Source organism: Chitinophaga agrisoli (assembly GCF_008386695.1).
Taxonomy (GTDB): Bacteria; Bacteroidota; Bacteroidia; order Chitinophagales; family Chitinophagaceae; genus Chitinophaga; species Chitinophaga agrisoli.
In genome coordinates this window covers 26,817-52,971 of the sequence record NZ_VUOC01000002.1, presented here as the reverse complement: position 1 = coordinate 52,971, position 26,155 = coordinate 26,817, and the positions used below count along the sequence as shown (strand labels likewise).

Below are 26,155 nucleotides of genomic sequence, written 5' to 3'. Positions count from 1 at the left end.
CCAAAAAATTTGCGCGAAGCTACAGAAAAAAGCAGAAAGGTTAAAGCATAAAGGAGAGGGGCCTGTCTTAACCGCCTAATTCGCTGAGGCTTACCATCCCCGGTAAGCGTTTCACTTTCTCTGTCCTTTAGCGTAATTTTGCACCTAAATTTAAAAGTATCATGAAGATCTCATTAAAAAGGATAGACGACGGGTTTAATATGGAAGCATCGGATGAAACCGGCCACAAAGTGCTCATGGACTCCTCTGTGGAGAACGGCGGCAACAATAATGGTGTACGCCCCATGCAAATGCTGATCATGGGCCTGGGTGGTTGTTCTGCTATTGATGTGGTAATGATCCTGAAGAAACAACGCCAGGAGATCACCGATTTCCATATTGAAATAGAAGCCAGCCGCGAGGCGGGTAAAGAGCCCAGCCTGTGGGAAAAAGCACATATGGTGTTTCACCTGAGCGGTAATGTGGATGTTGACAAGGCGGCACGCGCCGTGGAACTGTCTATGAATAAATACTGTTCCGTAGCGGAGACCCTGCGTAAATCAGGTACTGAGCTAACCTGGGAAACCAAAGTGAATGCACCGGTTGCCGGTTAAGGATATTGGCAGGCGGGTTGCATGCCGGTGTATACCGGCACTGACCGCAGGTCTATTGGCCAAGCTTTTAGTTTCCGTTTAATAAAGCCCATAAAACACCTAAAGATGAACGAGAATGAGCAACCCTACCAGCCGGATACGGAAGCGGTAAGGATCCAGACTGACCGGACCTGGCAAATGGAGCATTCCACGCCTATGTTCCTGACTTCCAGCTTTTGTTTTGATAATGTGGAGGAAATGCGGGCCACATTTGCAGATGAAACGGATTTCAATATATATAGCCGTTTCAGCAATCCCAATGTGGATGAGTTTGTGAAGAAGGTGGTAGCGCTGGAACAGGCGGAAGCCGGTTATGCCACCGCATCCGGCATGAGCGCCATCTTTGCCAGCTTTATGGCCCTGATGAAAGCGGGCGACCACCTGATCTCTGCCCGTTCCATCTTTGGCTCTACCCATACGGTTATCTCCAAGTTCCTGCCTAAATGGGGCATCAGCTACGATTATTTTGATGTAAATAACCCGGAAAGCCTGCTGGCGCTTATTAAGCCCAACACCAGGATGATCTTTGTGGAAACACCCGCCAATCCCGGGCTGGAGATGGTGGATATTGCCTGGCTGGTAGAAGTGGCCAACAAACATAATATCATCGTAAACGTAGATAACTGTTTTGCTACCCCCGTGCTGCAAAAGCCCATACTGGCCGGCGCGCACCTGGTCACCCATTCCGCCACCAAATGGATGGACGGGCAGGGCCGTGTACTGGGCGGAATAGTGGTAGGCAAAAAAGAGCTGATCAAGGAGATCTATACGTTCTGCCGCAGCACCGGACCGTCTATGTCGCCGTTTAATGGCTGGGTGCTTAGCAAAAGCCTGGAAACGCTGTATGTACGTATGGAGCGGCACTCTGCCAGCGCATTTGCCCTGGCAAAAGCCCTGGAAAGCCATTCGCAGCTGAACTGGGTGCGCTATCCCTTCCTGGAAAGCCATCCGCAGTATGCCATCGCTAAAAAGCAGATGACTGGCGGCGGCGGTATCTTTTGTTTTGAGCTGAAAGGCGGCCTGGAACAGGGCAAACGTTTCCTGGATGCGCTGAAGATGCTGACGCTGACAGCTAACCTGGGTGACAGCCGTAGTATTGCTTCCCATCCGTCCAGCACTACCCATGCAAAACTGACAGAAGAAGAACGCCTGAAATCAGGCATTACCCCCGGTTTTATACGTATATCCGTGGGATTGGAAAATGTACAGGATATCCTGCAGGATATTGAACAGGCGTTAGAAGCTTCGAAGGCCTGAGGAATTTGATAATACAACAACTGTACTGGCTGAAAACAGGCGTAAGACGCCTTGCTTTTCAGCCAGTTTTATAATACGAACCTGCTAACTTTAGTACCTATAGCTATGAATAGACGATTATACCTGTTGCCGCTCGTTTTTGTTCTTTGTATAACTGGCAGCCTTAAAGCGCAGTCAGGTTATAAACAATACAATCACAAGGTTATTGCCATTCTGCCATTTGCAACCAATGCGAATGGGAAAAAGGCCGCCCGCAAGGATACTTCCGTGGATCAGACGATGGAGCGGGACATCAAATTTGCCCTCCAGGTGCAGGAGGCCATGTATAATGCTTTTGTGCAGGATTCGGCCAACCTGGTCGTGACGGTTCAGGACTGGCGGGTAACGGATTCGCTGCTGCGTATGGCTGGCGTTAACTTACGTAAGGTAAATTTTATGGACCAGCGTGTGATTGCAGTGCTACTGAAAGTGGATGCTGTTGTGAGCGGGTCGCTGAACAGGGTGTCGACCTATAAGAGTGCACCGTCTACTGTAGGAAATTCTTCCTTACCGGTTACTTATCAGGATAAACACACGGCATTATTCGTGAACCTTTACGATGGTGAAACGGGGGAGGAGATCTGGCAGTTTGATGATACGGTGTATACCTCGCTGCTGATGTCTCAGAAAACCGGGGATAACCGGTTGTATAAGCGCCTGCTTAAAAAAATGCCTTATCACCTGTAAGAGAGGATAACCCAGGTTGGCCAATTAAAAAATATGCCTTAATATTATCAGATGAAATTCCTGGCCTCACTCATCCTCATTGTTGCCTTAAGTTATTTAGGCGGTTTATTCCTGGACTGGTGGTCCGTTGCGTTGGCCGCTTTCCTGGCATCTTTACTCCTGGCTTTGTCTCCGGGCAAAGGGTTTATACACGGTTTCATCGCTGTGTTCCTTTTCTGGCTGGCGCTGGCTTTTTTCCAGGATGTCCGCAATGATCACATCCTCGCCAACCGGGTAAGCGAGATCTTTCTGCAAATGCGCAGCCCTATCCTGATCGGTATTGTGAGTGCTTTTATAGGCGGGCTGGTGGGCGGTATGGGCGGTTTAAGCGGCGGTTTGCTGCGCCGCGCGCTGCGTGGCAGAACGGCTGTACCTGCTGAAAACACTACACCCGCTGAAGGCTCCTCTGCGCAGACTAAAAGCGCTGCCAGCTGAGTACTTCCTCTTTCCCTTATTGCTTTGTTATGAACCGTGCTTTGCTAACTTTTATCGGATTGCTGTTATTTGTCTGTCATGTACAAGCGGGCACTATACAGGGCCGTGTAACCAATGAAAAGGGCGAAGCCCTGCCTTATGCCACCGTGCTTATTAAAGGCACCACACAGGGCACTACCACTAATGCGGATGGCGTATATCACCTGGAGCTGCCGGAAGGCGGTTATACCATCGTATGCCAATATATGGGGTACCGCAAGGCGGAGCAGACCGTTACGGTAAGCGCGGCCGCGCAGGAGCTCAACTTCCGGCTGCAGCCACTGAGCCTGCAGATCCAGGAAGTGATCGTAAAGGGCGGGGGAGAAGACCCGGCCTACGCGATCATCCGTCAGGCTATCAAAAAGCGCCCTTTTTACCAGGAGCAGGTAAAAGAGTTTACCTGTAACGCCTATATCAAAGGCATGTTTAAGCTACGCAACGTACCGGACAAGTTCTTTGGTAAGAAGATAGATAAGCAGGATATAGGCGTGGATTCTACCGGCAAGGGGATCGTATTCCTGTCGGAGTCGCTCACGAAGATCTCTGCCCGCCGTCCGGATAAGATCAAGCTGCAGGTGCTGTCATCCCGCCAGAGCGGCGGCGGCTTTGGCTTCAGCTTTCCGGCGTATATAAATTTCTATGATAACAACGTATCCGCCGTTATTACCCAAATGAGCCCCCGCGGCTATATATCACCCATTGCGGATAATGCGCTGGCTTATTATAAATATCACCTGGAAGGCGTGTTCTATGAAGACGGTAAAGCCGTGAACAAAATACAGGTGATACCCCGCCGTAAGTTTGAGCCGCTGTTTTCCGGGGATATTTTTATCACAGATGGCGACTGGCGCATTCACAGCACCAACCTGCTGCTTACACGGGATTACCAGCTGGAGCTCATGGACACCCTGCAGATCAGGCAAATACATGTACCGGTGGATTCCGCCGTATGGCGTACCAAGGACCAGGTGATCAGCATTTCCCTAAAAAAGTTTGGATTTGATATGGTGGGCAATTCTGTGAATGTATATTCGGACTACGACCTGCATCCCAATTTCCCTCCTAAATATTTTGATAAGGTGCTCATGAAATATGACACCGCGTTTAATGATAAGGATCTTCCGTATTGGGACAGCATTCGCCCGGTGCCATTGGAAAAAGAAGAAGTAAGGGATTTCCGGGAAAAGGATAGTATTGCGCAAGCACGGCGGGATAGTGCCCGGTCCTCCCACCATCTGGACTCCCTGCGTAAAAGCCAGAAACCAGTTAAAACCTGGGACATCCTGTGGGGCGGGGTAAGTCATAACTATTATTTCCGGAGGGATTCTTCGCTCCCGCATCACAATCTGTCGGTAAAACCATTGTTGAGGCAATTGGAATACAATACCGTGGAAGGACTGGTGCTCAGTGTGGAACCACGACTGAACCTGGACCTGCCCCAAGACCAGCGGCTAACGATAGCGCCGTCCGTACGTTATGGTTTCAGCAATACGCACCTGAATGCGTATACGGACCTGATCTGGAACCAGGAATCTAAACTAAACGGGCGTTATGGCGCCAATACCATCAAGGCATCCGGCGGTAAGCGCGTTTCCCAGTTCAACCATGATAACCCCATAGACCCGCTTACCAATGAGGTATACACCCTGCTGTTCAAGGAGAATTATATGAAGCTGTACGAAAACTGGTTTGGCAGCCTCTCTTTTGCGCGGCGGTTTGAGAATGCGGCGGTGCTTAGCCTGGGGGCTACCTATGAGGATCGTATACCGCTGGAAAATACCACTGATTTTGTGATGTTTAAGGATAGTCATAAACAATTCCTGCCTAATCATCCCTATGAGCTGGCGAATGTGCCTTTTACCCGGCAGCAGGCGTTGGTAGTGGATCTGGATTTCAGTTTTCAGCCCGGCCAGCGGTATATAGAGTTCCCGGACCGGCGTTTGGCCGTTGGCGGTAAATATCCACGGTTTGAGGTGGGGTATAGCAAAGGCATCCACAACTGGGCCGGTAGCGATGTAGATTTTGATAAATGGCGGGCGCAGGTCTCCGATAATATGAATTTTAAGCTGTTAGGCGAATTGCGGTACCGCCTGGGGGCCGGCGGTTTCCTGAACGCTAATAGTGTGGGCCTGCCGGATTACCAGCATTTTAATGGCAACCAGACGTTCTATAATATACAGTACCTCAACAGCTTCCAGCTGGCGCCGTATTATAAGTACAGCACCATTGCATCTTTTTACAGTACGCTGAACCTGGAGCACCATTTTAACGGGTTGCTCACGAATAAGATCCCCCTGTTTAACCGTCTGAAGTGGAACCTGGTGGCAGGTACCAATGCGTTTTATGTGAACCGGGATAATAACTATGTGGAAGTATTTGCGGGGCTGGAGAACATCTTTAAACTGTTAAGGGTGGATGTGATAGCAGGTTACCAGAGCCAGGATGAAACACGGATAGGGGTGCGGGTAGGATTTGGCGGATTGCTGGGCGGGGCGGTGTTCAGGCGGCAGTAAACGCGCTATACTGATCTTAAAAAACGTTGAGCAGGGATATTTAAAATGCAAATGTGCAGATGAATCATCTGCACATTATCTTCCGCATCCGTTCATCTGCACATTGCATCTCTGCATAAATTCATTTCCACATTGTCTTACCGCACCAAATTGCACATTTGCACATCCTTACATTATCTTATTTTCTTCCCTTTGCTGTAATCTTTACTGTCGTCATAAAAATACGCCAGTATCCGGTAGGCCAGAAAGGCTATAATAAAGTAAAAGAGAGAAAGAATAATTGTACTCATAAACTAACATTTTTGGGTTATAACTTTTTTCGCTTGTAATACCAGAAAGTCAAAAAGAATGCCAAAGCAGAGGTGGTTTTTCAAGGGGCTTACTGTCAATTAGTTAATGAAAAATTATTATATCATGTGCCCCTGCTTTACTGTCAGTCAACAGGGAAAAAAAATACCCTAATTTGGGAGGGGTGTGGATTTGTTAAGCTAACATCTAAGTGTTAATTTTGCACGTCAATGTGAATGAAGCTAGGATTAACCCAAAACGCCCCTTATGAAAATGAATTTATTACACATTATTACACCCAAACATGGATACCGGCAAAGTGTCCAACGCCTCCCAAACGCTCAGAAAATGAAGCACTTACGCAACCGGAACATCGCACTGATAGTTTTTGCAGGCGGTGTGGTGCTGGCTGGCGCAGATTATTTGGTTAAGCTGCAGGACTGGTCATATACGCAGGAAATAATGACGCTGGGTTTTGCCGGCTATATCCTGATGATCAGTGCGGCTGCCAGTTTGCTGTTGAATATGCTGCGGGTATGGTCTGCAGACAAGGAGAGCTGGCAGGCATAGTGAATTAAAAAATCCTTCCTACCTTTGCTGCCCCGGAATACGGCGCCGCGTTACTGGCGACGGCTGTTTTCCCGATGAAATTTTGTTCACCAGAGGTGTGTCCTTAAAATTTCTATTAAACTATGGCATTACACAACAGGGTATCTGCAGACGAGCTCAAGAAACGTCTGGCAGCAGAAACATTTAAACGTACAACGGTCTCTTTTTACCAGTACGCAAAGATCGATGATCCACAGGCCTTCCGCGATGAGCTTTACCTGGCCCTTTCCCAGCTGGATGTATTTGGACGTATTTATGTAGCGCATGAGGGCGTGAACGCACAGATCAGCGTGCCCGCGCATCATTTTGAGGCGTTCCGGAATCATCTTTATTCCATTCCTTTCCTTAATGGCATCCGTTTGAATATTGCCGTGGATGATCATGGCAAATCATTCTGGGTATTACGCATTAAAGTGCGGGAAAAGATCGTGGCGGATGGGATCAGCGATCCGTTGTTTGATATGGCCAATAAGGGAAAATACCTGGATGCGCCTTCGTTCAATACGCTGACCAATGACCCGGATACCATCATTGTAGATATGCGTAACCATTATGAGTATGAGGTAGGGCATTTTGATACGGCGATAGAGGTGCCTTCGGATACTTTCCGGGAGCAGCTGCCTATGGCGGTGGATATGCTCAAAGACCAGAAGGATAAGAATATTGTGATGTATTGTACAGGAGGCATCCGTTGCGAGAAGGCATCTGCCTACCTGCTGCATAACGGTTTTACAAATGTATACCACCTGGAAGGGGGGATTATTGAATATACCAATAAAGCAAAGGAACTGGGGCTGCCTAATAAATTCAAAGGCAAGAACTTTGTGTTTGATGAGCGGCTGGGGGAGCGTATCAGCGAAGATATCATCAGCAAATGTCACCAATGCGGCCAGCCCTGTGATACGCATACCAATTGTAAGAATGACGGGTGTCATTTGCTGTTTATCCAGTGTGATGCCTGTGCGGCCCAATATGATGGTTGCTGCAGTGAGGAATGTTATGCGGTGGTACAGCTGCCGGAAGAAGAACAGGAGCAACTGCGGAAGGGCATTGACAAGGGGCAGATGATCTTTAATAAGTCAAAGCAGCGGTTGCGGCCCAGGTTGAATGAAAAGGAGGATCAATAGTATTGTTTTTATAACGTGAAATAGGCCCGCAGGTTTACTGCAGGCCTATTTTGTTTATACTGGAATGTTTATCTATATTGGAATCGATCATTTATTCCTATATGCGCCGATTTTTCCTGTATCTATGTTTAATGCTGATAAGCAGCTCCTGTGGTGTGCTGATAAAAACGCAATATAAGGGGTTTGAGCCAAAGGTTTGCCAGATAGATTCTTTAAAGGCGGAGGCTGCTGCGTATTTCGATACCCACCATCGTCCCAGGGATACTACGGCGTATGATATAACGGTGTCTGAAAATGATACTGCGTATTATATACTTAGGGCTGCAGAATATAGGTTCACCCGCTCCTCAGTAATTATCATTGTATCTAAAAAGGATTGCAAAAAGACACATGAAGAGTGGGACCAATAACCTATTTAGATAACTTTTTAAACGAAAAGGTAAGCCCCTTTTTTACGTGTTTACGCTCTTTATCTATAAGCTCTTTGTTGCGGGATAACTCATAGGCCCTTTCTTTCTCTAATAACTTGAACCATAATACTGCCGGGAAGTTTTCGTTGGAATGAATTTGCAGCCGGTAGATGAGCTTATCCGTAGGCTGGCGCCGGCGGTTAAGGACCAGGCTGAGCTCTGCGGGATCTATATCGATATCTGCGGCAAAATCTTTGTTGGTTTTTGCTAAGCGGGTAATGTATTCTTTGAGGAAGTGGGCAAAATGCAGGTGCTCATCTACAGCATCTGTTTTCAGGTAGTGTTGTACCTGAAACCTTAACTCCAGCATACGGACTATTAGTTTTTCCTCTGGGGTTTCTGTTGCTCTGGCATGTTTTCTGAACGCAGTAAACTCTGCAAGCATAGCCTCCCGTTCAGGCCCCTGCGGGCCTGGAAAAACAAATGATTCAGCGATTTCTTCCAGTGTATATTCTTGTTGTAACGCTTCGAAGATCTCATCATATGATTTCGATTTCCCCTTTTTCATATAGATACTGGTTTAATGATTTTATTCTAAATACTTGTTAATCAGATGGGCGGCCCCTTCGCCATCCAGGAACATGGTACCTTGTGGCCTTTCTGCGGTTTTGATAGGTATATAGCGGGCCATATGCTGTTTGATAATGTTTTAACAAACGCGTTTTAGGCGCCAGCAACACATATCCGCCATGATCCTTTTCAATGGACTGTTGACAGGCAAATGCAATGAGGCAGCCGGCGATGTTACCATATTGCTTACCCTTCCCTCTATTTTCTGCACTTACTTCTATTAAACTGATCTCTATGGCATCTGCAGTTTCTTTACAATGTTCTGTTAAACAAATAAGGCCTAAAATGATATTTGTTCTTTTTAATTGCAGCTTATAAACCTCGCAGATTTGAAGTTTGTATTTATGCCAATCGAACTTAAATCGGCCCTTATCACGTTTTACTACATCGAAATCTTTTTTGGTCATCAGCTCAATAATTGCTGGGTGGCATTTGCCAGTTACATACTCGTGGAGAAACATTCATTATACTTTTACAAAGATATGGAATAATTGACAAAAACGTAAATAAATTTACATTTTTGTCAATCTGGTTGGTTTGGTTAACTGTTTGATCCGCAATATAATGTATTAACGTTTCAGAAATTTATCCTTCAATATTTTTTCCATCACATTATCCTTTAAATGCCGGCTAACCGGGATAAAATGCGGCCCCATGATCAGGTCATTGCCGGCTATACGCTCTATTTTAGACAGCGCTACAATATAGGATTTATGCACCCGCAGGAATTGCTCGCCGGGCAGATAATCTTCCACTGCTTTGAAGGTAAGGTAGGTGATGTATTTGCGCTGCGGGGTATGCAGCACTACATAATTCTGGAGGGCTTCTGCAAACAGGATATCGTCAAAATAAATACGTTCCAGGCCATTATCGCATTTGATAAAGAAATAGGCGTTGGCGTTGGTGGTAGCGGGTCTTTGCTGTAGCTCAAAATAGGAGCGGGCTTTTACGGCCGCTTTGAGGAAACGCTCAAAGGCAATGGGTTTAAGGAGGTAGTCGATCACATCCAGCTCAAAGCCCTGGAGGGCATATTCCGGGTGGGCGGTGGTAAAGATCACCAGCGGCGGCTGGGGCAGGGAGCGGAGCAGGTCCAGGCCATTGATGCGGGGCATCTGGATATCCAGGAGCAGGAGGTGTACGGGTTGCTGTTGCAGCAGGGTAACGGCTTGTACGGGGTTATCGCATACGGCGGTTACTTCCAGGAAGTCGATATCCGCGCAGTATTCCTGCAGGCCTTTGCGGGCCAGCGGCTCATCGTCTACTATCATGCATTGTAGTTTCATATAACGCGGATGTCTAAAGTTACGTGAAAGTCCTGTTCTGTTTCCTGGATCTGCAGGCTATGCCGTTCCGGGTACAGTAATTCCAGGCGTCGCCTTACATTGGCCAGTCCTATGCCGCTGTGTTTAGGATCAAGGGGCGGGCGCTGATCACGGGTATTATAGGTTTGGAGGCGCAGGTAATGCCCTATCCGTTTGAGGGCGATGGATACCTGGTTAGGGGCATGCACATGGGCGGAGACATGTTTAAAAGCATTCTCTACAAAGGGGATGAGCAGCAGGGGCGCTATGGTGAAATGATGGATGGCAGGATCGCAATAAAAAGATACCTCGCAGTGCTCATTATGCCGCAGCTGCTGAATGGCGATGTAATTGGCTACGTACTGTGTTTCTTTTTCTATGGGGATGGCGTCGGTATTGGAATCGTACAGTTGGTAGCGCAGTAGGTTGGCGAATTGCATCAGCATATCGCGGGCCTGTTTGTTCTCTTTATCTATGAGGAAGTATACGGCATTAAGGGAGTTGAATAATGCATGCGGGTTGATCTGTGCCTTGAGGTATTGCAGCTCCTGCTCTGCGCCTGCCCGTAGCGCGCTCTGGAGGCGATGCTGCGTTTTAAGGCGGTCTATGTAGAATTGTATGCCGGTAATGGCGCCTACCATAAAGAACAGGGGAATGTATACATCATACAGCTGGCTGTTCCAGGTGGTATTGGGCATTTGGGAGATCTGCGCCGCATAGGGCGCCAGCACCAGGTTCAGCAACTGTATCACCAGCCAGCCTGTACCGCCAATGAGGGCGGCAAAGGCGATAAAAAAGGCGGCATACCGCTGCCGGTATAACAGGTGGGGGATCAGCACATAATTGGTAAAATATACAGCGCCGGCCAGTGTGACCACCTTGAGCAGGCCGGCCCAGAGGGTGGCCTCCAAGGCGGGGTAATCATCTATGCGCAGCAGTACCCACACAGCAAAAAAAGCCATCCAGAAAAAGGCATGGAGCAGTTTAGGCAGGGAGAATATGTGATGCATAGTCATGTGGCAATTTAATGGTTCGCACTGATTGTTGGGGCGTTCTTACATATGATGCATCTTTTGCCTGACGAATGGAATAGGTTGCAGGGTAAAATTAAAATTATTTTAGCGGAATAATGACCATTCCAGGCCATAAAAATTGATCATTGCAGTTAAATACCAGCGACTTGATCACTACGCCGGTTTAGTGTCAAAGTTTTATAATACAATGGAAAATGTTAAGGGCAATATAGTGATTATCATGTTACTAAATAGATCTGCTGTTTTGTCATCTCCGGACAAATCAGTATTTTTAACGGCATAAATACTTTCAGTAGTATGAAAATCCCTGACTTATATCTAATGAAAACATGGCTATTAGGGCTACTCCTTATTGTCCCCATTGCCGGAAAGGCCGCCATCGGCATCTCTATTGGTTCTCCTGTTGGCTCGGCGGCAAGAAACGATGATCACCTGGACATTGTGGTTGGCGTCTCGTCAACCTATGAACTGGATACTATCTGGGCCGCGGTGGAAGACAGAAGTACTCCGCTGGTATATGATCAGGACCGTAGGGCGTATTTGGGCGCTTTGTCCCTGACAGGGCTTCCCCAGGGTGTACAGCACCTGGTAGTATTTGCAAAGGATGTATTCGGGAACTCGCAGACGGCTACGAAAGATTTTATTTTTGACAGCTATCCGGTTTTAGCTGTAGTATCACCGGTAGACTATACCTCTTACCAGCATAAGCTCCATATTAAGGCAAATGTAAGCGATGTTGGAAGCGCCCATTGCAAAGGCAAGATAGAAAGCAGTCAAGGCTCGTTCAAGCTTGAGTTTGTAAACAGCATAGATACCCTGGTGGACGTGATTCCCAATATTAACGCAACCAAATTTGATATCGTTTTTTCAGCTATCGACAGTAGTAACCAGGAAACAACCATGCGGGTACCTGTTTACCGGGATAATAGCAGCTTTCTGTCGCCTTGTCTTACCAGTATTGGTCAGATCATGGACTTTAAAGATCACCGGGTGTTGATGATGGTAATTGATCGCAATAATTTTAAGCATTATAACATCGTAAATACGCTGGACTCAAGCATCGAGGCTGTTGACCTGGGACCTATGCAAGACAGCGCTTCAGATATGAGAGGAACGTTATGCCAGGGTGGAGCGGCTTTTATTATCAAATATAAAACTGCGTTAGGTGCAACAGGACCAGGTAGCAGATACCATGCCTACCTATGGAGAAACGGGGCCCTGCTAAATATTTCAGAGCCTTTAGGTACCACCAGTCGCTTTGATGTGAAAAGCGCCGGTAATTATTTAATGTGGCCAAACGACAGAAGTAATATAGCCATAACAGATCTGACAACACTGCATACAATCTTTATCGGGCCTAACCTGTCCACTAACGGAGGTTATCTAAGCCCGGAAGGGGATGTTGCTTATAGTGTAAGCAGTTCTGTGAACGCTTCCAATTTGTTTAAATATTCAATCAGCGCCCAAACTACCACACAAATAACGAATGACAACGATTATTTCAATGGTTCTGCGATAGTGGAGGGGAATAATATTATTTATTCGAAGGTGCAATATGGGGGTAAAAATGATTCAGTACATCTCCGCGTTGGAACGGTGGATTATAATTTGGGCCATCCGGATTTTACTACAACGCGTTCATATGCCCTGAACGATGGCTACGCACTGTTTAATAAGGGCAGCCAGGTATGGTTATGGTCGCCGGATAAAACAGTAAAACAATTGAGCTTTTTTTCGACGGTTAGTAGTGTGGATTTGCTCGGCGCTGACGGAAAAGCTATGTTCATGCATTATGCGTCCGGCAGATATTATACAGATAGCTCAACCTCTTTTACCCGTGTTTCTGGGATACAGGGAGAAACCTACTATGTTAACGATGGGTTTTACCTGGCATTGGGAGGAACACTTTATAAGTACAATATTCCATCGGGCAGTTTAATGCCTCATATTATCTCCATTGCTCCGGATACGGCAATAGCCGGGGCTACTGTATCTATTAAAGGAAAGAATTTCATTGATGTAAGCGCAGTTTCCCTGGGCGGTGTGCCCGCCGATTCGTTCTCTGTTGTTGGCTATTCAGTTATAATGGCCACTGTTGGCGCGGGAGCAAGCGGCAGCGTAATAGTTGCTGCAGCGGGGGGAGCGGATACCCTGGCCGGGTTTACATACCTCTATTCCCTGCCGGAAAATAATTTTAAGTTATCCAATACCAGTGCCAGCTGTGTTGGGGCGGCCAACGGTTCCATTCTTATCACGTCAGTGCAGAACAGTAACTATACGGCAACGGTTACCGGCAATGGGGTAGATACCGCCTATCATTTCACTACCTCAATCAGGATCAAGGACCTGGCGGCCGGTACGTACAAAGTATGTTTAACGGTAGCCGGCCAGCCCACTTACGAGCAATGTTTTACATCCGTTATTGGCCAACCCAAGGATCTTTCTGTTTATATGGCGGTGAATGAAAGGGCCAGGGAACTAACCTTATCAATGAGCGGCGCGGATCTGTATAATGTTACGTTGAATGACGCCACCATTACCACCAGCAACAGCCAGCTAACCCTGGCGCTCAACAGCGGAGTGAATGAAATAATGGTGACTACTGATAAAGCATGCCAGGGAACGGTAAGCAAACGCGTGACTTTAGACGCGGGGAATATGGTTTATCCTAACCCCTTTCATAATACGATCCGGCTTAACCTGGGTGCGGATAATATAAAGAAGGGTATTATAACGATCTATGACCTGGAAGGGAAATTGGTGTATTCGCGCGAATTTGCTAATCAGTCAGGTCTCATTTCCCTGAATGTATCAACGCTGCATACGGCTTCCTATATACTAAAGTTAACTGCGGATAATGAAGTGAGTGTTTTCAAAATAATGAAATTGTAAAACATGAATAAGTACTTTTTTCTGATACTTGTATTGATGGCAGCTGGTTGTGGAGGGAAGGACGAAGAGGTGGTTGCGCCGGGCAAAGCCACCCTTGTTTTCCCTGCCCAGAATGCGGCATGCACCAGCGGTACAGTGGTAGCTGACTCGCTGAGCACTATACAGTTCAGCTGGAACGGATCAGACAACACGGATAGTTATGAGCTGGTTATTAAGAACCTTTTAACCCAGGCAAGCGTTACGAAAGCTGTAGCCACTAACCAGGCGGTTGTTAACCTATTGCGCGGTACGCCGTATTCCTGGTTTATCCGCTCTATATCCACAAGCTCCACGGTGGTTACGGTAAGCGATACCTGGAAATTCTATAACGCCGGCCCTGGTAGTACGGCTTATTCCCCATTTCCGGCTACCCTTCGGGCTCCGGCCTTTGGAGCCGCCGTTACTGCGACAGGCGGGAAAATAAAGCTGGAGTGGGAAGGGAGCGATGTGGACAATGATATTGCAGGATATGATGTGTACCTGGGTAACACGGCAACCCCGCCGCTTTTTAAAAGTGATATCACTGATATGTTCCTGAACGATGTTGCCGTTAACGTCAATACGAACTATTACTGGCGCATCGTCACGCATGATGCAAAAGGGAATACCGCTGATTCCGGCGTTTTCCAGTTCCATGTAAATTAAAAGGGATCTCTCCCGCGTTGTTTCCACCGCCGCCGGGCTAGGGCCCTTACGGTTAGTGGCCGTCTTATGCCTGGTTTAATGGAATGGTGACGGAAAAAAAGGAATCCGCCCCGCGTTGTATCCTCTGCGGCGGGGCGGAGTAATTGAGCATGAAACCAGTTTAGGAAAATTAATCTCTTCCGGCACTGCATTAACATGTTCCATTCTATCAACCTATATGCGAACTAAAAACGTTAAACCTGTTTATAATGAGCCTGTAATATCATTTCCCAGCTGCACTGATCATTCATCCCGTTGAAGGAAAGAATCCGCCCCGCGTTGTATCCTCTGCGGCGGGGCGGAGTAATTGAGCATGAAACCAGTTTAAGAAGATCCATCTCTTCCAGAACTGTATTAGCATGGTCCATTCTATCAACCTATATGCGAACTAAAACCAGTAAATACTTTAATACTGAGCCCTTAACGATCTTTACCGAAAAGGGAAAGAATCCGCCCCGCGTTCTTTCCTCTGTGGCGGGGCGGAGTAATTGAGCATGAAACCAGTTCAGGAAGATCCATCTCTTCGAGAGCTGCATTTGCATGTCCATTCTATCAACCTATATGCGAACTAAAACCAGTCAATATGTTTTACATTGCTTCTTTCTTGCTTTTATACGCGCCATAAAAAATGATCGGGAATACTAGCAGCGTTAGTACCGTTGCTGTAATTAACCCGCCGATCACGATGATGGCCAGTGGTTTCTGCGTCTCAGAGCCTACGCCATGCGATATAGCGGCCGGTATGAGGCCGATGGCGGCCATCATGGCGGTCATCACTACGGGCCTTACCCGGGACTCTACGCCATGGCGGATGGCCTCGTTCAGCTTCAGGCCTGATTGCAGGTTCTTATGGAACACGGAGATCAGGATCACGCCGTTCTGGATACAGATGCCGAACAGTGCGATAAAGCCTACACCGGCAGAGATACCGAAATTGATACCAGTGACATGGATGGCCAGTATACCGCCTATAAGGGCAAAAGGCACGTTCAGCAATACCAGGCCGGCGTCTTTTACGTTGCCCAGCATAATGAACAGCACAATAAAGATGGCCACTATACTTACCGGTACTACCTGCGCCAGCCGCCCGGTGGCGCGTACCTGGTTCTCGAATTCGCCGGTCCAGCCAACGCTGTAGCCTTTGGGCAGTTTTACGGTGGCGTTCACTTTGGATTGCGCTTCCGCGATGGTGCTGCCCAGGTCGCGGTCGCGGACGGAGAACTTAACGCCAATGAAGCGTTTGTTGCCATCGCGGTATATGAAGGCCGGCCCGGTGATGGTGGTGATGGTGGCGATCTCCTTCAGCGGTACTTTGTTACCGCTTTGGGTGGGCACCAGCAGGTTGCGCAGGTCTTCTTCCGTTTTACGGTAATTGGCGTCGTACCGGATCCGGATATCGAATTTCTTCTCGCCCTCATAGAGCTGGGTAGCGGTTTTGCCGCCTATGGCCATTTCTATTACGGCCTGTGCATCGGCGGTGTTTACGCCGTACAGGGCCATCATGTTGTCTGCCAGGTTAATGCTCATTTCCGGCTGACCGATATTCCGGATCACGCCCAGGTCGCGGATGCCGCGCACGGTCTTGAGCCGGTCTATTACCTGCTGGGACAGGCTTTCCAGCTTGGTAAGGTCATCCCCATAGATCTTTACCCCGTTGGCGGCCTTAAAACCGGCCACTGCTTCGGACACGTTGTCGCTGATGGGCTGGGAGAAGTTCAGGATAATGCCCGGGTACTTCTTAAGCCGTTGTTCCATCTGGCTGATCAGGTCATCCTGGGTGATCTTGCGTTTCCAATCCTTTTTGTCGGCCAGGTCTACCTGGTACTGTACAAAGTAGAAGCCGTTAGGGTCTGTACCGTCGTTGGAGCGGCCTACCTGGGAGAGCACGCGTTTCACTTCCGGGAAACCGCCCAGGTCCTGGCGGATGGCATGGGCCATCTTTACGCTTTCTGTGAGCGACATACTCATGGGCAGCTCAGTCGTCACCCAAAGGGAGCCCTCATTGAGCTGCGGTAAAAACTCTGTGCCCATCCAGCGGGCGCTGAAGAAGGTCACCAGCATGAACCCAAAGGCCAGTACCATACTGAGGCGTTTATGGCCATACGTCCAGTTGAAGCCCTTCATCACGATGCGGTTAAAGAAGATCACTACGGGATTGTGTCTTTCTCTCACATTCTTCCTTAACAGCAGCGAGGTGAGTACGGGCACCAACGTGAGCGTGAACAACAGGGCGCCTAACAGGGCAAAACCCAGGGTCCATGCAAGTGGTGAGAACATCTTTCCTTCCACTTTCTGGAAGGAGAATATGGGGATGAGGGAAATGATGATGATCAGTTTGGAGAAGAAGATGGCTTTGGCCAACTCTCCGCCGGTCTGTTTGATCCAGCCCATTTTGGCCAGTTTGTTAAAACGCTCCATACCGTAGCGGCGTGCTTTGTGATCGAGCATCACGAAGATGCCTTCCACCATTACTACGGCCCCGTCTATGATGATACCAAAGTCAATGGCGCCCATGGAGATCAGGTTGGCCGTCATACCCTTGATACGAAGGCAGAGGAAGGCGAACAGCAGCGCCAGCGGGATAATGATAGATACCGTGACGGTGGTGCGCCAGTCTGCCATGAATACGAACACGATCACCGTTACGAACAGGATACCTTCAACGAGGTTGTGCATGACGGTATGCGTGCAGAACTCCATGAGGGTATCCCGGTCGTAAAAGGTTTCCATTTTCACGTCGGATGGAAGGATGGTCTCATTGAGCTCCCTGATCTTATCCTTCAGCCGGGCCAGTACTTCCGTTGGGTTTTCGCCCTTGCGCATCACCACAATGCCTTCCACCAGGTCGTCATTCTTGTCCAGTCCTACCTGTCCTACACGGGGCAGGGAAGACTCTCTTACCGTGGCTACGTTCTTCACCAGCAAGGGCGTACCGTTGATATTGTCCACTATTATATTCTCAATGTCCGGTATGCTGTTCAGGAGGCCTATGCCGCGTACTACATATGCCTGTCCGTTCTTCTCGATCACATCTCCGCCTACGTTGATGTTGCTTTTGGTCACGGCCTGGTACAGCTCCAGGGGCGTAATATCGTATTTAGCCAGGCGTACCGGGTCTGCGGTGATCTCGTAGATCTTGTCCTGGCCGCCAAAGGCCACAATATCTGCTACCCCGGGTACGCTGCGCAGCTGGCGGTCTATCACCCAGTTCTGGTAGGTGAGCAGGTCCCGGGAGTTGCGGCGGTCGCTTTTAAGGTAGTAGCGGAATATTTCGCCGGTAGGGCCGTAGGGGGGCTGGATCTCCGGGTCTGCGCCTTCCGGCAGAGAAATACTCTGCAACATGTTGTTCACCTGCTGACGGGCAAAAAAGTCCTCCACATCATCGTCAAAAATGATCTTTACTACAGAGAGGCCGAACATGGTCACGGAACGTACGCTGGTCTTCTTCTGTACGGCATTCATGGCCACTTCTACCGGTAGCGTTACAAAACGCTCTACTTCCTGCGCACTGCGGCCATTCCATTTGGTAACGATGATGATCTGTGTATTGGTGACATCCGGAAACGCTTCTATAGGCGTATGTACAAAAGCCACTATACCCGATATGATCAGCGTCGCCGTTGCTATAAAAACGAACAGTTTATTCTTAAGTGAAAAACCGACTATGTTCCTGATGAATTTGTTCATGAGCTTTTAGCCTTTAGCTGTTAGCAGTTAGTTTGATCTGAGCGGACTATAGCTAAAAGCTAAGCGCTGGCAGCTAACTGCTAATTGTCTAGTCATTGAGCGCGTTATAGATCAGTAACTGATTCCTGGAGATCACTTTTTCGCCCGGATTCAGTCCTTTGCTCAGGTAAGCCATGCCAGCCGCTGTCTTATACGGTTCCACTTCCCTTACCTGGATATTATATTTATCCTTAAACACGAGTACATAATTCTTGCTGCGGTCAAAGATGAGGGCCGATTCCGGTACCGCTATCATCTGATTGCCTTCTTCATAATGGAGGGTAACGGTGGCAAACATCTCCGGTTTGAGGTGCATGTCCTTGTTATCCAGCTTTATCCTGATCTGCATGGTCTTGGTCACGGGATCCAGGAAATTGTAGATCTTATCCACCCGGCCATGGTACACGGTATCCGGGTAGCTGATAGTGACGATATCTGCTTCGTAGCCTTCTTTTACGCGGGCAATATCTGTTTCGAACACGTTGGCCAGCACCCAGATATCATTCAGCTCAGATACGGTAAAGATGTTCTGGCTGTTATCCGTACGGATCTCCATGTTGTTGTTGATGTTCTTTTCGATGATGTAGCCGGAGATGGGAGAGGTGACCAGGTAGGTAGAGCCTTTGCCACGGCGGTAGATCTTGAAGAGATCGTTGAGGCGGTTCACTTCTGCTTTGGCTTTGTCTACATCCCCCTGGGCATTCACGACGTCTTTTTCTGTGCTCAGCTGGCTGGTGTAGAGGTCCTGGGCTACTTTAAGGCCTTTTTCCGCTACGGCCAGGTCTGACTGGGCTTCGGCCATCTGTTTTTCGTAATCGGCTATCTCGCCGCTCTGGATCTCTGCCAGGATCTGTCCTTTCTGCACATAATCACCCAGCTGTACTTTTATATCCTTTACGTATCCGCTTACGAGGGGGTATACTTTCAGTACCTTACCCACATCCGGGGTTACTTTACCGGAGAGGCGCAGATCGTTCTGTACCGGTTTGATGGCAGCTGTATCTATATGGATGCTTTGCAGCATGGTGTCGCTTAATACAAAAGTTTCCTTTTCGGTGTCTTCCGCCTGGGTATGCTTACATCCGCTCCACCAGGCAGCTCCTGCTACCAGCAGGATCAGACCAAAAAAACGATTCATGATATTTGTCTTTAGCTTCATTGTATTAATATCTTCTATTGCGCCTTGAACAGCTCTGTGCCCGTCACAAAATTCAATTCTTCATAGGCGGTGATACGGTCCATCAGGAGCTTGTTCGTATTCTTTATATTATCACTGTAGCTGTTGTAGTAATCAATAAACTGTAATAGGGAGATGTTGCCTTTGCGGAAGTTGAGGGCTACCTCATCTATCAGCTTGTTATACTCCTGGTTAAAGCTGCGGAAATCCAGCGCCTGGTACTGTTTATCCATAATGCTGATCTTTCGTAATGCCTGCTGGACTTCCGTAGCGATAACATTATTCCCTTGTGCCAAAGTTTGCTCCTGTACTTTTATCTGATTACCGGCAGAGCGGATATTGCCCTGGTTGCGGTTCCAGAAAGGAAGGTCTATACCCATGGTGAGGCCTACGAAATTGGGGGCGTAGCTGCCGTTCTTATCGTAGGTAGCGCCTACATGCAGGTCCGGCACGGCCAGGGCTTTCTGCAGGCTGTAGTTCATCTGGGCCTGTTGCAGCTGTTGCTGCGCTATCTTCAGGTCCGGGCGGTTTAGCATGGCCGTGTCTATAAGGGCGGGCAGGGAGTAGCTGGCGATCTGGTAACTGGCCAGGGCGTCTGTATCTACTTCGGGCGCATATTGCGCGGTGCCGCCTAATAGTTGCTGAAATCCTGTCTGGGAGGCTAGTTCCTGTTGCTTCAGGTCGCTGTAATCATTGGTCATTCCTACCAGCAGGGCGCGCAGCCGTATCAGGTCTGCATGGGCCACGCTGCCCTTTTTATCTGCTTCCGTATATGCGTCTACGATCTTCTGCAGGTTTGATAGCTGGTCCTGCAACACTTTTTCTGTTTCCTGGAGGAAGTATAGCTGGTAGTAATTGCTTCTTAACTGGAGGCGCAGGGTGCGCATCAATTCATAAAATTCTGCCTGTGTGGTAGCGGCGTTGAGGGTAGCCAGTTTCACTTCTTTGTTCCGTTTGCCTGCCAGGGTGATGAGCTGGTCTACTGTATATTGGGTCTCGCCGCCATTGCCGCCGTAAAAAGGCTGGATCCTGTCTGTAGTGCCAAATCCAAGTACTGCGCTAAAGGATGGATTGCTCCATAAACGAGCCTGTTGGATCAGGGCTTTGTCCGCGTCTATCCGGTAACGTTGCGCCAGCAACTGGTAATTTTTATTGAGAAAGGTATCCTCAGCTTCCCGTAAAGTGATTGGCTGTATAACCTGCGCCGTGCTTTTTAGTGTAAAAACTAATAAGACGATGGTTATCATCCGGAGTCTTTGCTTCATAAAAAAGTTTCATCTCAATTCGGGTACAAAGCTCTGAAAGGGGAATTAAAGGGGGCTTTAAGGGAGATTAAAAAGAACTTAAAAGATGTGCAGATGTGCAAATATGCTAATGTGTTAATGGAGGGATGGTTGGTGTTTGATGGAAATATAGGAGGGGATTGCGGAGGGTGTGGGTTATGGCTCGATGACGGACATGCGGTAATCGGTGAGGATCTCATAGCGGGCTACTTTGCTATCATCCAGTTCGTCGAGGAAACCGATGCGGATCGTGGCTTTCAGGAGGCGTTTGTCCGCGTCCGGGGTTACGGGAAGGGGGGCTGAGATATAGGTGTATTTTCTAGGGCCGGTAGTGTCTTTTTGCAGGGTGAGGCGTACAGGGGCCGGGATGCCGTATTCCTTGAGGAGGGCGGCGGCTCTGGTTATATCTGCTTCCAGGGTTTGTTCGTCCAGGTGGAGGTCTGTGAGGGGGAAGCCAAGCATGTTGCGCACTTCGTGCGTTTTTTTGCTTTTAAGGTTGCGGAGGAAGAGGTATACGGTGGCGATGCGTTTTTCCTTTCTGCTTTGCATGGGGAAGGTGAACGCGCTGAATGTAACTGCTGTCAGCAGCAATACAAAAAGGGGCTGATATGTACGCATGGTTTTCGGGGGCATGTCTTAAAAATACTACATATGCGGCAATAAAACGGTAAATACTGTGCCTTCATTTAGTACGGAGCTTACCGTTATATATCCTTTATGCAGCTGTACTATCTTTTTACAGATGGACAGGCCCAGGCCGTGGCCACGGGTCTGCAGGGCATTCTGTCCCCGGTAAAAAGGCTCAAAGATCATTTCCTGCTCATCCTGTGGAATGCCCATACCGTTGTCCCGTATCTGGATCTGTATGTAGTGCGTATGGAAATCGATGCTTACGCGGGCGGTATTGTCTTTAGAAAATTTGCAGGCGTTATCCACCAGGTTCAGGAAAAGGATCTTTAGCAAGGTCTCGTTGCCCTGGCAGGTGACCTGGGTATCCAGCTCCGGCAGTTTCTCAAACTGGATGTCTACTTTACCGTTCTGCTTTAGTTTGATCAGGTTGCCCATCTCCAGCAGGAGCTCGTCAATACGTACTTCGTAGAAGGTGAAACGTTGTTCGTTGAGCTCAGACTGGGCCAGCTGCAGCAGGCCATTGGTAAGGTCAGAGAGGTTCTGGGCGTCTTCCAGCACCGAGTTGAGCACATTGGCATAATCTTCCTTTACCCGGTCCTTGGAAAGGGTTACCTGCAGCTGGCTGATGATGGAGGCCAGGGGCGTGCGCAGCTCATGGGAGGCATTGCTCACAAAACTTTTCTGCAGGTCGAAGGAGGTGCTGAGGCGCTGGAGCATGGTGTTAAAATTGGAGCCCAGCTTTGCGATCTCGTCCCGGCCGCGGATATCGACCTTTGTATCCTGGAGGTTGTTGGCATTGATGGTATCCATCTGCTGTACCAGTTTGTCAATAGGCTCCACCATCTTCCGGGAGAAAAAATAACCGATCACCACCAGCAGCACTACGGCTACAATGAGCTCTATGACCAGGATGCGCTTCAGGTTCTGGAGGTTCTGGAAACCGTATTTATCCAGGGAGGATACGATCACGATCACGGAAATATGGCCTTCTGTATAATAAACGCCTACCACTTCGTCGCTATCCTTTTCGTAGGCATAGCTGCCGTTACGGCTGATATAATCCAGATGGCTGCGGAGGGTGCTAACGGTGGTATCCTTTAAGTTGGAGTATAAAAGATCGTAGCTGGGGGTGGGGGTGTATACGAGGATGGTTTCCTGGTAGAGGTCCTGGAAAGTGGTCTTATCCAGTTTGCGGAGCAGGTCTACTTTTACGGTATCGTCCTCGATGATCACATTGGCAATGGAGCGGGCGCGGTACTCCAGGCGCTCCAGGTATTCTGCTTTCCTGGACTGGGCAGAGAAGTAATAAGCCAGGGTAGCGAAGAAGGCCAGCAGGATGGTGGCGGAAAGCGTGTAGTAGAGCGCTATTTTATATTTGATCTTCATGGTAGTGTGCCGGCGGGTTATTCCTCTGCCAGATAATATCCCATGCCGGTTTTTGTGTGCAGCAGCTTTTGTTCAAAGTCCTTGTCTATCTTCTTGCGGAGGAAGTTCATGTAGACCTCTATCACGTTGGTGCCGGTATCAAAGTCGATATCCCAGACCTTTTCCGCGATGGTGAGTTTGGAGATGACCTTACCCTTATGGAGGGCCAGGAATTCCAGCAGCTGGTATTCTTTGGCGGTAAGGTTAATGCGTTTGCCGCTGCGGGTGACCTCTTTCTTTTCCCGGTCTATTTCCAGGTCTGCGATCACGATCTTGTAGAGGGTGTTTTCCTGTACATCGGAGCCGGCGCGTTTGAGGAATACGCGGATACGGGCCAGCAGCTCCCGGAAGTCGAAGGGTTTTACCAGGTAGTCATCGGCGCCCAGCTCAAAGGCCTGCATTTTATCGTCCATGCCGCCCAGGGCGGTGAGCATGATGATGGGCACGCGGTTGTTCTTGTGCCGTATCACCTCGCATACCTCGTAGCCATTGCTATGGGGCAGGTTCAGGTCGAGTATCACCAGGTCGTAGTTGCTGCTGGCGGCCAGGCTTTTGCCCATACGGCCGTCGTAGGCAACGTCTACTTCAAAGCCATTCTCTTCCAGGCCTTTTTTTACGGCATTGGCTACTTTGACTTCATCCTCTACTACCAGGATCCTTTGCATGTTGATTTAGCTTTAGCGGTTAGCTTTTAGCTGTTAGCGCGTGGCTTTTAGCTGTCAGTGACTGGCTTTCAGGTAATTCCGGCGCTGGCTGAATTGTTATTACAGCCAGCTAAGCCGCCCACAGCTAAAGGCTAGTTATCCATTTCCATCAGCTTCTCGAATACCTCTTCATATTGTTTAGTTACCTTTTCCAGGTCTTTTACGGCCTGTTTATAGGCGGTTTCTGCCTGCTGGAACTTGTTTTTGTCGCTGTATATTTCCGGATCACCCAGTTTGGCTTCCAGCTGTTGCTTTTGCTCGTTCAGCTTAGCCAGCTCTTTTTCCAGCTGCTGGAACTGCTTTTGTTGTTTCTGCAGCTCTTTCTGGGCGTCTTTATCGATAGGGGCGTTCTTTGCCGGGGCGGCCACGGGCGCTTCCTTTACATTGTTTACGGGCGCCGGTTCGGGGGCGTTGTCTGCCGTATTATTTCCCGCATTGCCTTTTTTGCCTCCTTTGCCGCCTTTAGGGGGCGCCAGGGCAGCGGCCTGCCGTTTCTTCCAGTCTTCGTATTCTGCGTAGGTGCCTTTGAATTCCTTGATCTGGCCGTCAATGATCTCCCAGATCTTGTTGGCGGTCTGGCTTACGAAGTAGCGGTCGTGGGATACGATCACCAGGCTGCCTTCATATTTACCCAACGCGTCAATCAGCATCTGCACGGAGTTCATATCCAGGTGGTTGGTGGGCTCATCCAGCAGCATAAAGTTCGCCTGGCTGATGATGGATTTGGCCAGGGCCACGCGGGCTTTCTCTCCACCGGAAAGGATGCGGATCTTTTTGAATACATCATCCCCGGTGAACAGGAAACAGCCCAGGAGGGAGCGGAGCTCAAGCTCGTTACGGCCGCTGCTGGTGTTCTTCAGCTCATCGAGGATGGCGCTGTCGAGGTGCAGGCTTTCCAGCTGGTGCTGGGCATAAAAAGAGGTAACTACGTTATGGCCGGGGGTACGTTCGCCCTCCATAGGCTCTGTACCGGCAATAATGCGCAGCAGGGTGGATTTACCTTTACCGTTGGCGCCTATCAGGGCTATCTTGTCACCACGGTTGATCTCTGCGCTGGCATTGTCCAGGATACTGATATCGCCAAATTTCTTGGAGATACCGGAGAGGGTGCATAAGATCTTACCGGGCATCTTATCTACGCTAAAGTTGATGCGGATCTTGGAGGGGGCGCTGTCTACCTGCTCTACACGATCCAGCCTGTCCAGCCGTTTCATGGCACTCTGGGCCTGGGCGGCTTTGGAGGCCTTTGCTTTAAAGCGCTCGATAAAGCGCTCCTGCTGGCGGATATATTCCTGCTGGTTTTCGTAAGCGCGTTGTTGCAGATCACGGCGCAGGTCCTTTTCCCGTTCGTAATCTTCGTAGTTGCCGGTATAGTGATGCAGTTGCTGCTGGTAGAGCTCTACGATCTTATTTACCATCCGGTCAAGGAAGTAGCGGTCGTGGGAAACGATGATCACGGCGCCATTATAGTTCTGGAGGTACCTTTCCAGCCATTCGATGGAGGGAAGGTCCAGGTGGTTCGTGGGTTCATCCAGCATAAGTACGTCCGGCTGCTGGAGGATCAGTTTGGCGAGGAGCACGCGCATCCGCCATCCACCGGAGAACTCGCTATAGGGGCGGTCCAGGTCGGCGGTGCTAAAGCCAAGGCCTTCCAGTACCTGGGCGGTGCGGTGGCGCATATTGTAGCCGTCCAGGGCTTCGAAGGCGTGGAGTTTATCGCTGAATTCGTGCAGGAGGGCTTCTGTCTGGTTATGTTCCAGTTCCTGGGTGATGCGCTCGATGTCTTTTTCGAGCTCGAGGGCTTCGGCAAAGGCGGTCATACCCACGGAGAGGATGGATTCGTCGGTCTCAAAGCTTAGAAGGTCCTGGTTAAAGAACCCGATGCTCAGGTTCCTGATCTTGTTCACACTGCCTTTGGAAATGGAGTATTCTCCGTTGATGATCCTTAAAAGGGTGGATTTACCGGTACCGTTTAGTCCTATCAGCCCAACGCGGTCGCCTGGAACGATGTGCCAGGAGGCGTCTTCAACGATGATCCTTGCTCCGAATTCGAAGGTTATATCCTGTAGCGCAATCAGCATGTTTGTAGATAAATGTTAATTAAAGCATGCAAAGGTAATAATTGTAATTCATAGTCCGGTGGGCGGGGGAAAGAAGGTTGGGGAGGGGGCGGGGAGTGTTACCTGGAGAATGGGCGATGCATTGATGGGGTAAAGGCCTCTTATAGTACTGGGAATAATGGGCTTAGCGTGGAAAAAAGGTGGACTTGGGATTAATGGGGTGTTGAGGAGCGGAGAAGGGGGAGCGGGTAAGGGGGTAATATCCCTTTAATAATGAACATGGAATTTACGGAAAAACATCGTCCTGCTAAAATAAATTATGGATTTAGCAGCCTTTAACTTACTCACTGTCTTATTATTAAGTTAAGCACCATTCTCATCATTACCAGCTCTCAACTTTTTGTCTATCTTTGCTCCCGGAGTGTGAGAGCATGTGATACCCGGATACCTATGAAAACCTGCGCGGAATCAGCGATCTACCATTTTCCCGTCTCC

Annotated in this window: 20 protein-coding genes; 9 read left to right on the top strand and 11 right to left on the bottom strand. The window is 48.9% G+C overall.

The genetic code is table 11. The annotated features are described in order from the left end of the window. Positions 1 to 161: 161 nt before the first annotated feature. The 7 genes from F0L74_RS07700 (at position 162) to trhO (ending at position 7,665) form a co-directional block, all read left to right on the top strand. The gene (locus tag F0L74_RS07700; protein WP_149837293.1) at positions 162 to 593 is read left to right on the top strand and encodes an OsmC family protein; all 432 of its coding nucleotides are present in this window, start codon (positions 162 to 164) and stop codon (positions 591 to 593) included. Between the two features lie 105 nt (positions 594 to 698). Beyond that, on the top strand, positions 699 to 1,889 hold the full coding sequence (locus F0L74_RS07695) for a trans-sulfuration enzyme family protein (RefSeq protein ID WP_149837292.1): 1,191 nt from the start codon (positions 699 to 701) through the stop codon (positions 1,887 to 1,889). 105 nt (positions 1,890 to 1,994) lie between these two features. Continuing rightward, a complete protein-coding gene (locus F0L74_RS07690) occupies positions 1,995 to 2,615 on the top strand; it encodes a hypothetical protein (protein WP_149837291.1) in 621 nt (206 codons plus the stop codon). 51 nt (positions 2,616 to 2,666) lie between these two features. Further along, complete coding sequence (locus F0L74_RS07685; RefSeq protein WP_149837290.1) at positions 2,667 to 3,089, top strand: hypothetical protein; 423 nt, start codon at positions 2,667 to 2,669, stop codon at positions 3,087 to 3,089. 29 nt (positions 3,090 to 3,118) lie between these two features. Next, positions 3,119 to 5,641, top strand: coding sequence for a DUF5686 and carboxypeptidase regulatory-like domain-containing protein (locus F0L74_RS07680; protein ID WP_149837289.1), 2,523 nt, complete (start codon positions 3,119 to 3,121; stop codon positions 5,639 to 5,641). Between the two features lie 636 nt (positions 5,642 to 6,277). Beyond that, positions 6,278 to 6,499: a hypothetical protein gene (locus F0L74_RS07675; protein ID WP_149837288.1), complete on the top strand. Its 222-nt coding sequence runs from the start codon at positions 6,278 to 6,280 to the stop codon at positions 6,497 to 6,499. A 122-nt stretch (positions 6,500 to 6,621) separates the two neighbouring features. Continuing rightward, positions 6,622 to 7,665, top strand: a complete 1,044-nt coding sequence (gene trhO / locus F0L74_RS07670) for an oxygen-dependent tRNA uridine(34) hydroxylase TrhO (protein ID WP_149837287.1) — start codon at positions 6,622 to 6,624, stop codon at positions 7,663 to 7,665. Between the two features lie 411 nt (positions 7,666 to 8,076). On the opposite strand, the gene F0L74_RS07665 is transcribed toward trhO, so the two are convergent. The 4 genes from F0L74_RS07665 to F0L74_RS07650 form a co-directional block, all read right to left on the bottom strand. Then, positions 8,077 to 8,643 carry a hypothetical protein gene (locus F0L74_RS07665; RefSeq protein ID WP_149837286.1) on the bottom strand — a complete coding sequence of 189 codons (567 nt, stop codon included), beginning with the start codon at positions 8,641 to 8,643 and terminating at the stop codon, positions 8,077 to 8,079. 37 nt (positions 8,644 to 8,680) lie between these two features. Next, complete coding sequence (locus tag F0L74_RS07660; protein ID WP_149837285.1) at positions 8,681 to 9,166, bottom strand: hypothetical protein; 486 nt, start codon at positions 9,164 to 9,166, stop codon at positions 8,681 to 8,683. A gap of 108 nt (positions 9,167 to 9,274) precedes the next feature. Beyond that, positions 9,275 to 9,988: a LytR/AlgR family response regulator transcription factor gene (locus F0L74_RS07655; RefSeq protein ID WP_149837284.1), complete on the bottom strand. Its 714-nt coding sequence runs from the start codon at positions 9,986 to 9,988 to the stop codon at positions 9,275 to 9,277. Further along, on the bottom strand, positions 9,985 to 11,016 hold the full coding sequence (locus tag F0L74_RS07650) for a sensor histidine kinase (protein ID WP_188315907.1): 1,032 nt from the start codon (positions 11,014 to 11,016) through the stop codon (positions 9,985 to 9,987). The genes F0L74_RS07655 and F0L74_RS07650 overlap by 4 nt, the downstream gene beginning before the upstream one ends. A 345-nt stretch (positions 11,017 to 11,361) precedes the next feature. On the opposite strand from F0L74_RS07650, the gene F0L74_RS07645 reads away from it, so the two are divergent. Both F0L74_RS07645 and F0L74_RS07640 read left to right on the top strand, forming a co-directional pair. Continuing rightward, positions 11,362 to 13,932 (top strand): T9SS type A sorting domain-containing protein, encoded by a 2,571-nt coding sequence (locus F0L74_RS07645; protein WP_188315906.1) that lies wholly within the window; start codon positions 11,362 to 11,364, stop codon positions 13,930 to 13,932. Between the two features lie 3 nt (positions 13,933 to 13,935). Further along, positions 13,936 to 14,616: a hypothetical protein gene (locus F0L74_RS07640; protein ID WP_149837281.1), complete on the top strand. Its 681-nt coding sequence runs from the start codon at positions 13,936 to 13,938 to the stop codon at positions 14,614 to 14,616. 627 nt (positions 14,617 to 15,243) lie between these two features. On the opposite strand, the gene F0L74_RS07635 is transcribed toward F0L74_RS07640, so the two are convergent. From F0L74_RS07635 to F0L74_RS07605, 7 genes are all read right to left on the bottom strand, one after another. Beyond that, positions 15,244 to 18,342, bottom strand: a complete 3,099-nt coding sequence (locus tag F0L74_RS07635) for an efflux RND transporter permease subunit (RefSeq protein WP_149837280.1) — start codon at positions 18,340 to 18,342, stop codon at positions 15,244 to 15,246. An 88-nt stretch (positions 18,343 to 18,430) separates the two neighbouring features. Further along, positions 18,431 to 19,519 carry an efflux RND transporter periplasmic adaptor subunit gene (locus tag F0L74_RS07630; protein WP_149837279.1) on the bottom strand — a complete coding sequence of 363 codons (1,089 nt, stop codon included), beginning with the start codon at positions 19,517 to 19,519 and terminating at the stop codon, positions 18,431 to 18,433. A gap of 35 nt (positions 19,520 to 19,554) precedes the next feature. Next, positions 19,555 to 20,823 (bottom strand): TolC family protein, encoded by a 1,269-nt coding sequence (locus F0L74_RS07625; RefSeq protein WP_149837278.1) that lies wholly within the window; start codon positions 20,821 to 20,823, stop codon positions 19,555 to 19,557. Between the two features lie 174 nt (positions 20,824 to 20,997). Further along, the gene (locus F0L74_RS07620; protein ID WP_149837277.1) at positions 20,998 to 21,459 is read right to left on the bottom strand and encodes a hypothetical protein; all 462 of its coding nucleotides are present in this window, start codon (positions 21,457 to 21,459) and stop codon (positions 20,998 to 21,000) included. 27 nt (positions 21,460 to 21,486) lie between these two features. Continuing rightward, positions 21,487 to 22,857, bottom strand: coding sequence for a sensor histidine kinase (locus F0L74_RS07615; protein ID WP_149837276.1), 1,371 nt, complete (start codon positions 22,855 to 22,857; stop codon positions 21,487 to 21,489). A 17-nt stretch (positions 22,858 to 22,874) separates the two neighbouring features. Then, the gene (locus F0L74_RS07610) at positions 22,875 to 23,561 is read right to left on the bottom strand and encodes a response regulator transcription factor (RefSeq protein WP_149837275.1); all 687 of its coding nucleotides are present in this window, start codon (positions 23,559 to 23,561) and stop codon (positions 22,875 to 22,877) included. 131 nt (positions 23,562 to 23,692) lie between these two features. Next, a complete protein-coding gene (locus tag F0L74_RS07605) occupies positions 23,693 to 25,681 on the bottom strand; it encodes an ABC-F family ATP-binding cassette domain-containing protein (protein ID WP_149837274.1) in 1,989 nt (662 codons plus the stop codon). Between the last annotated feature and the right edge of the window lie 474 nt (positions 25,682 to 26,155).

Excerpts from the sequence above, each read along its gene's own strand:
- F0L74_RS07700 (WP_149837293.1), top strand. The coding sequence starts at position 162 with ATGAAGATCTCATTAAAAAGGATAGACGACGGGTTTAATATGGAAGCA.
- F0L74_RS07695 (WP_149837292.1), top strand. The coding sequence starts at position 699 with ATGAACGAGAATGAGCAACCCTACCAGCCGGATACGGAAGCGGTAAGG.
- F0L74_RS07690 (WP_149837291.1), top strand. The coding sequence starts at position 1,995 with ATGAATAGACGATTATACCTGTTGCCGCTCGTTTTTGTTCTTTGTATA.
- F0L74_RS07685 (WP_149837290.1), top strand. The coding sequence starts at position 2,667 with ATGAAATTCCTGGCCTCACTCATCCTCATTGTTGCCTTAAGTTATTTA.
- F0L74_RS07680 (WP_149837289.1), top strand. The coding sequence starts at position 3,119 with ATGAACCGTGCTTTGCTAACTTTTATCGGATTGCTGTTATTTGTCTGT.
- F0L74_RS07675 (WP_149837288.1), top strand. The coding sequence starts at position 6,278 with ATGAAGCACTTACGCAACCGGAACATCGCACTGATAGTTTTTGCAGGC.
- trhO (WP_149837287.1), top strand. The coding sequence starts at position 6,622 with ATGGCATTACACAACAGGGTATCTGCAGACGAGCTCAAGAAACGTCTG.
- F0L74_RS07665 (WP_149837286.1), bottom strand. The coding sequence starts at position 8,643 with ATGAAAAAGGGGAAATCGAAATCATATGATGAGATCTTCGAAGCGTTA.
- F0L74_RS07660 (WP_149837285.1), bottom strand. The coding sequence starts at position 9,166 with ATGTTTCTCCACGAGTATGTAACTGGCAAATGCCACCCAGCAATTATT.
- F0L74_RS07655 (WP_149837284.1), bottom strand. The coding sequence starts at position 9,988 with ATGAAACTACAATGCATGATAGTAGACGATGAGCCGCTGGCCCGCAAA.
- F0L74_RS07650 (WP_188315907.1), bottom strand. The coding sequence starts at position 11,016 with ATGCATCACATATTCTCCCTGCCTAAACTGCTCCATGCCTTTTTCTGG.
- F0L74_RS07645 (WP_188315906.1), top strand. The coding sequence starts at position 11,362 with ATGAAAACATGGCTATTAGGGCTACTCCTTATTGTCCCCATTGCCGGA.
- F0L74_RS07640 (WP_149837281.1), top strand. The coding sequence starts at position 13,936 with ATGAATAAGTACTTTTTTCTGATACTTGTATTGATGGCAGCTGGTTGT.
- F0L74_RS07635 (WP_149837280.1), bottom strand. The coding sequence starts at position 18,342 with ATGAACAAATTCATCAGGAACATAGTCGGTTTTTCACTTAAGAATAAA.
- F0L74_RS07630 (WP_149837279.1), bottom strand. The coding sequence starts at position 19,519 with ATGAATCGTTTTTTTGGTCTGATCCTGCTGGTAGCAGGAGCTGCCTGG.
- F0L74_RS07625 (WP_149837278.1), bottom strand. The coding sequence starts at position 20,823 with ATGAAGCAAAGACTCCGGATGATAACCATCGTCTTATTAGTTTTTACA.
- F0L74_RS07620 (WP_149837277.1), bottom strand. The coding sequence starts at position 21,459 with ATGCGTACATATCAGCCCCTTTTTGTATTGCTGCTGACAGCAGTTACA.
- F0L74_RS07615 (WP_149837276.1), bottom strand. The coding sequence starts at position 22,857 with ATGAAGATCAAATATAAAATAGCGCTCTACTACACGCTTTCCGCCACC.
- F0L74_RS07610 (WP_149837275.1), bottom strand. The coding sequence starts at position 23,561 with ATGCAAAGGATCCTGGTAGTAGAGGATGAAGTCAAAGTAGCCAATGCC.
- F0L74_RS07605 (WP_149837274.1), bottom strand. The coding sequence starts at position 25,681 with ATGCTGATTGCGCTACAGGATATAACCTTCGAATTCGGAGCAAGGATC.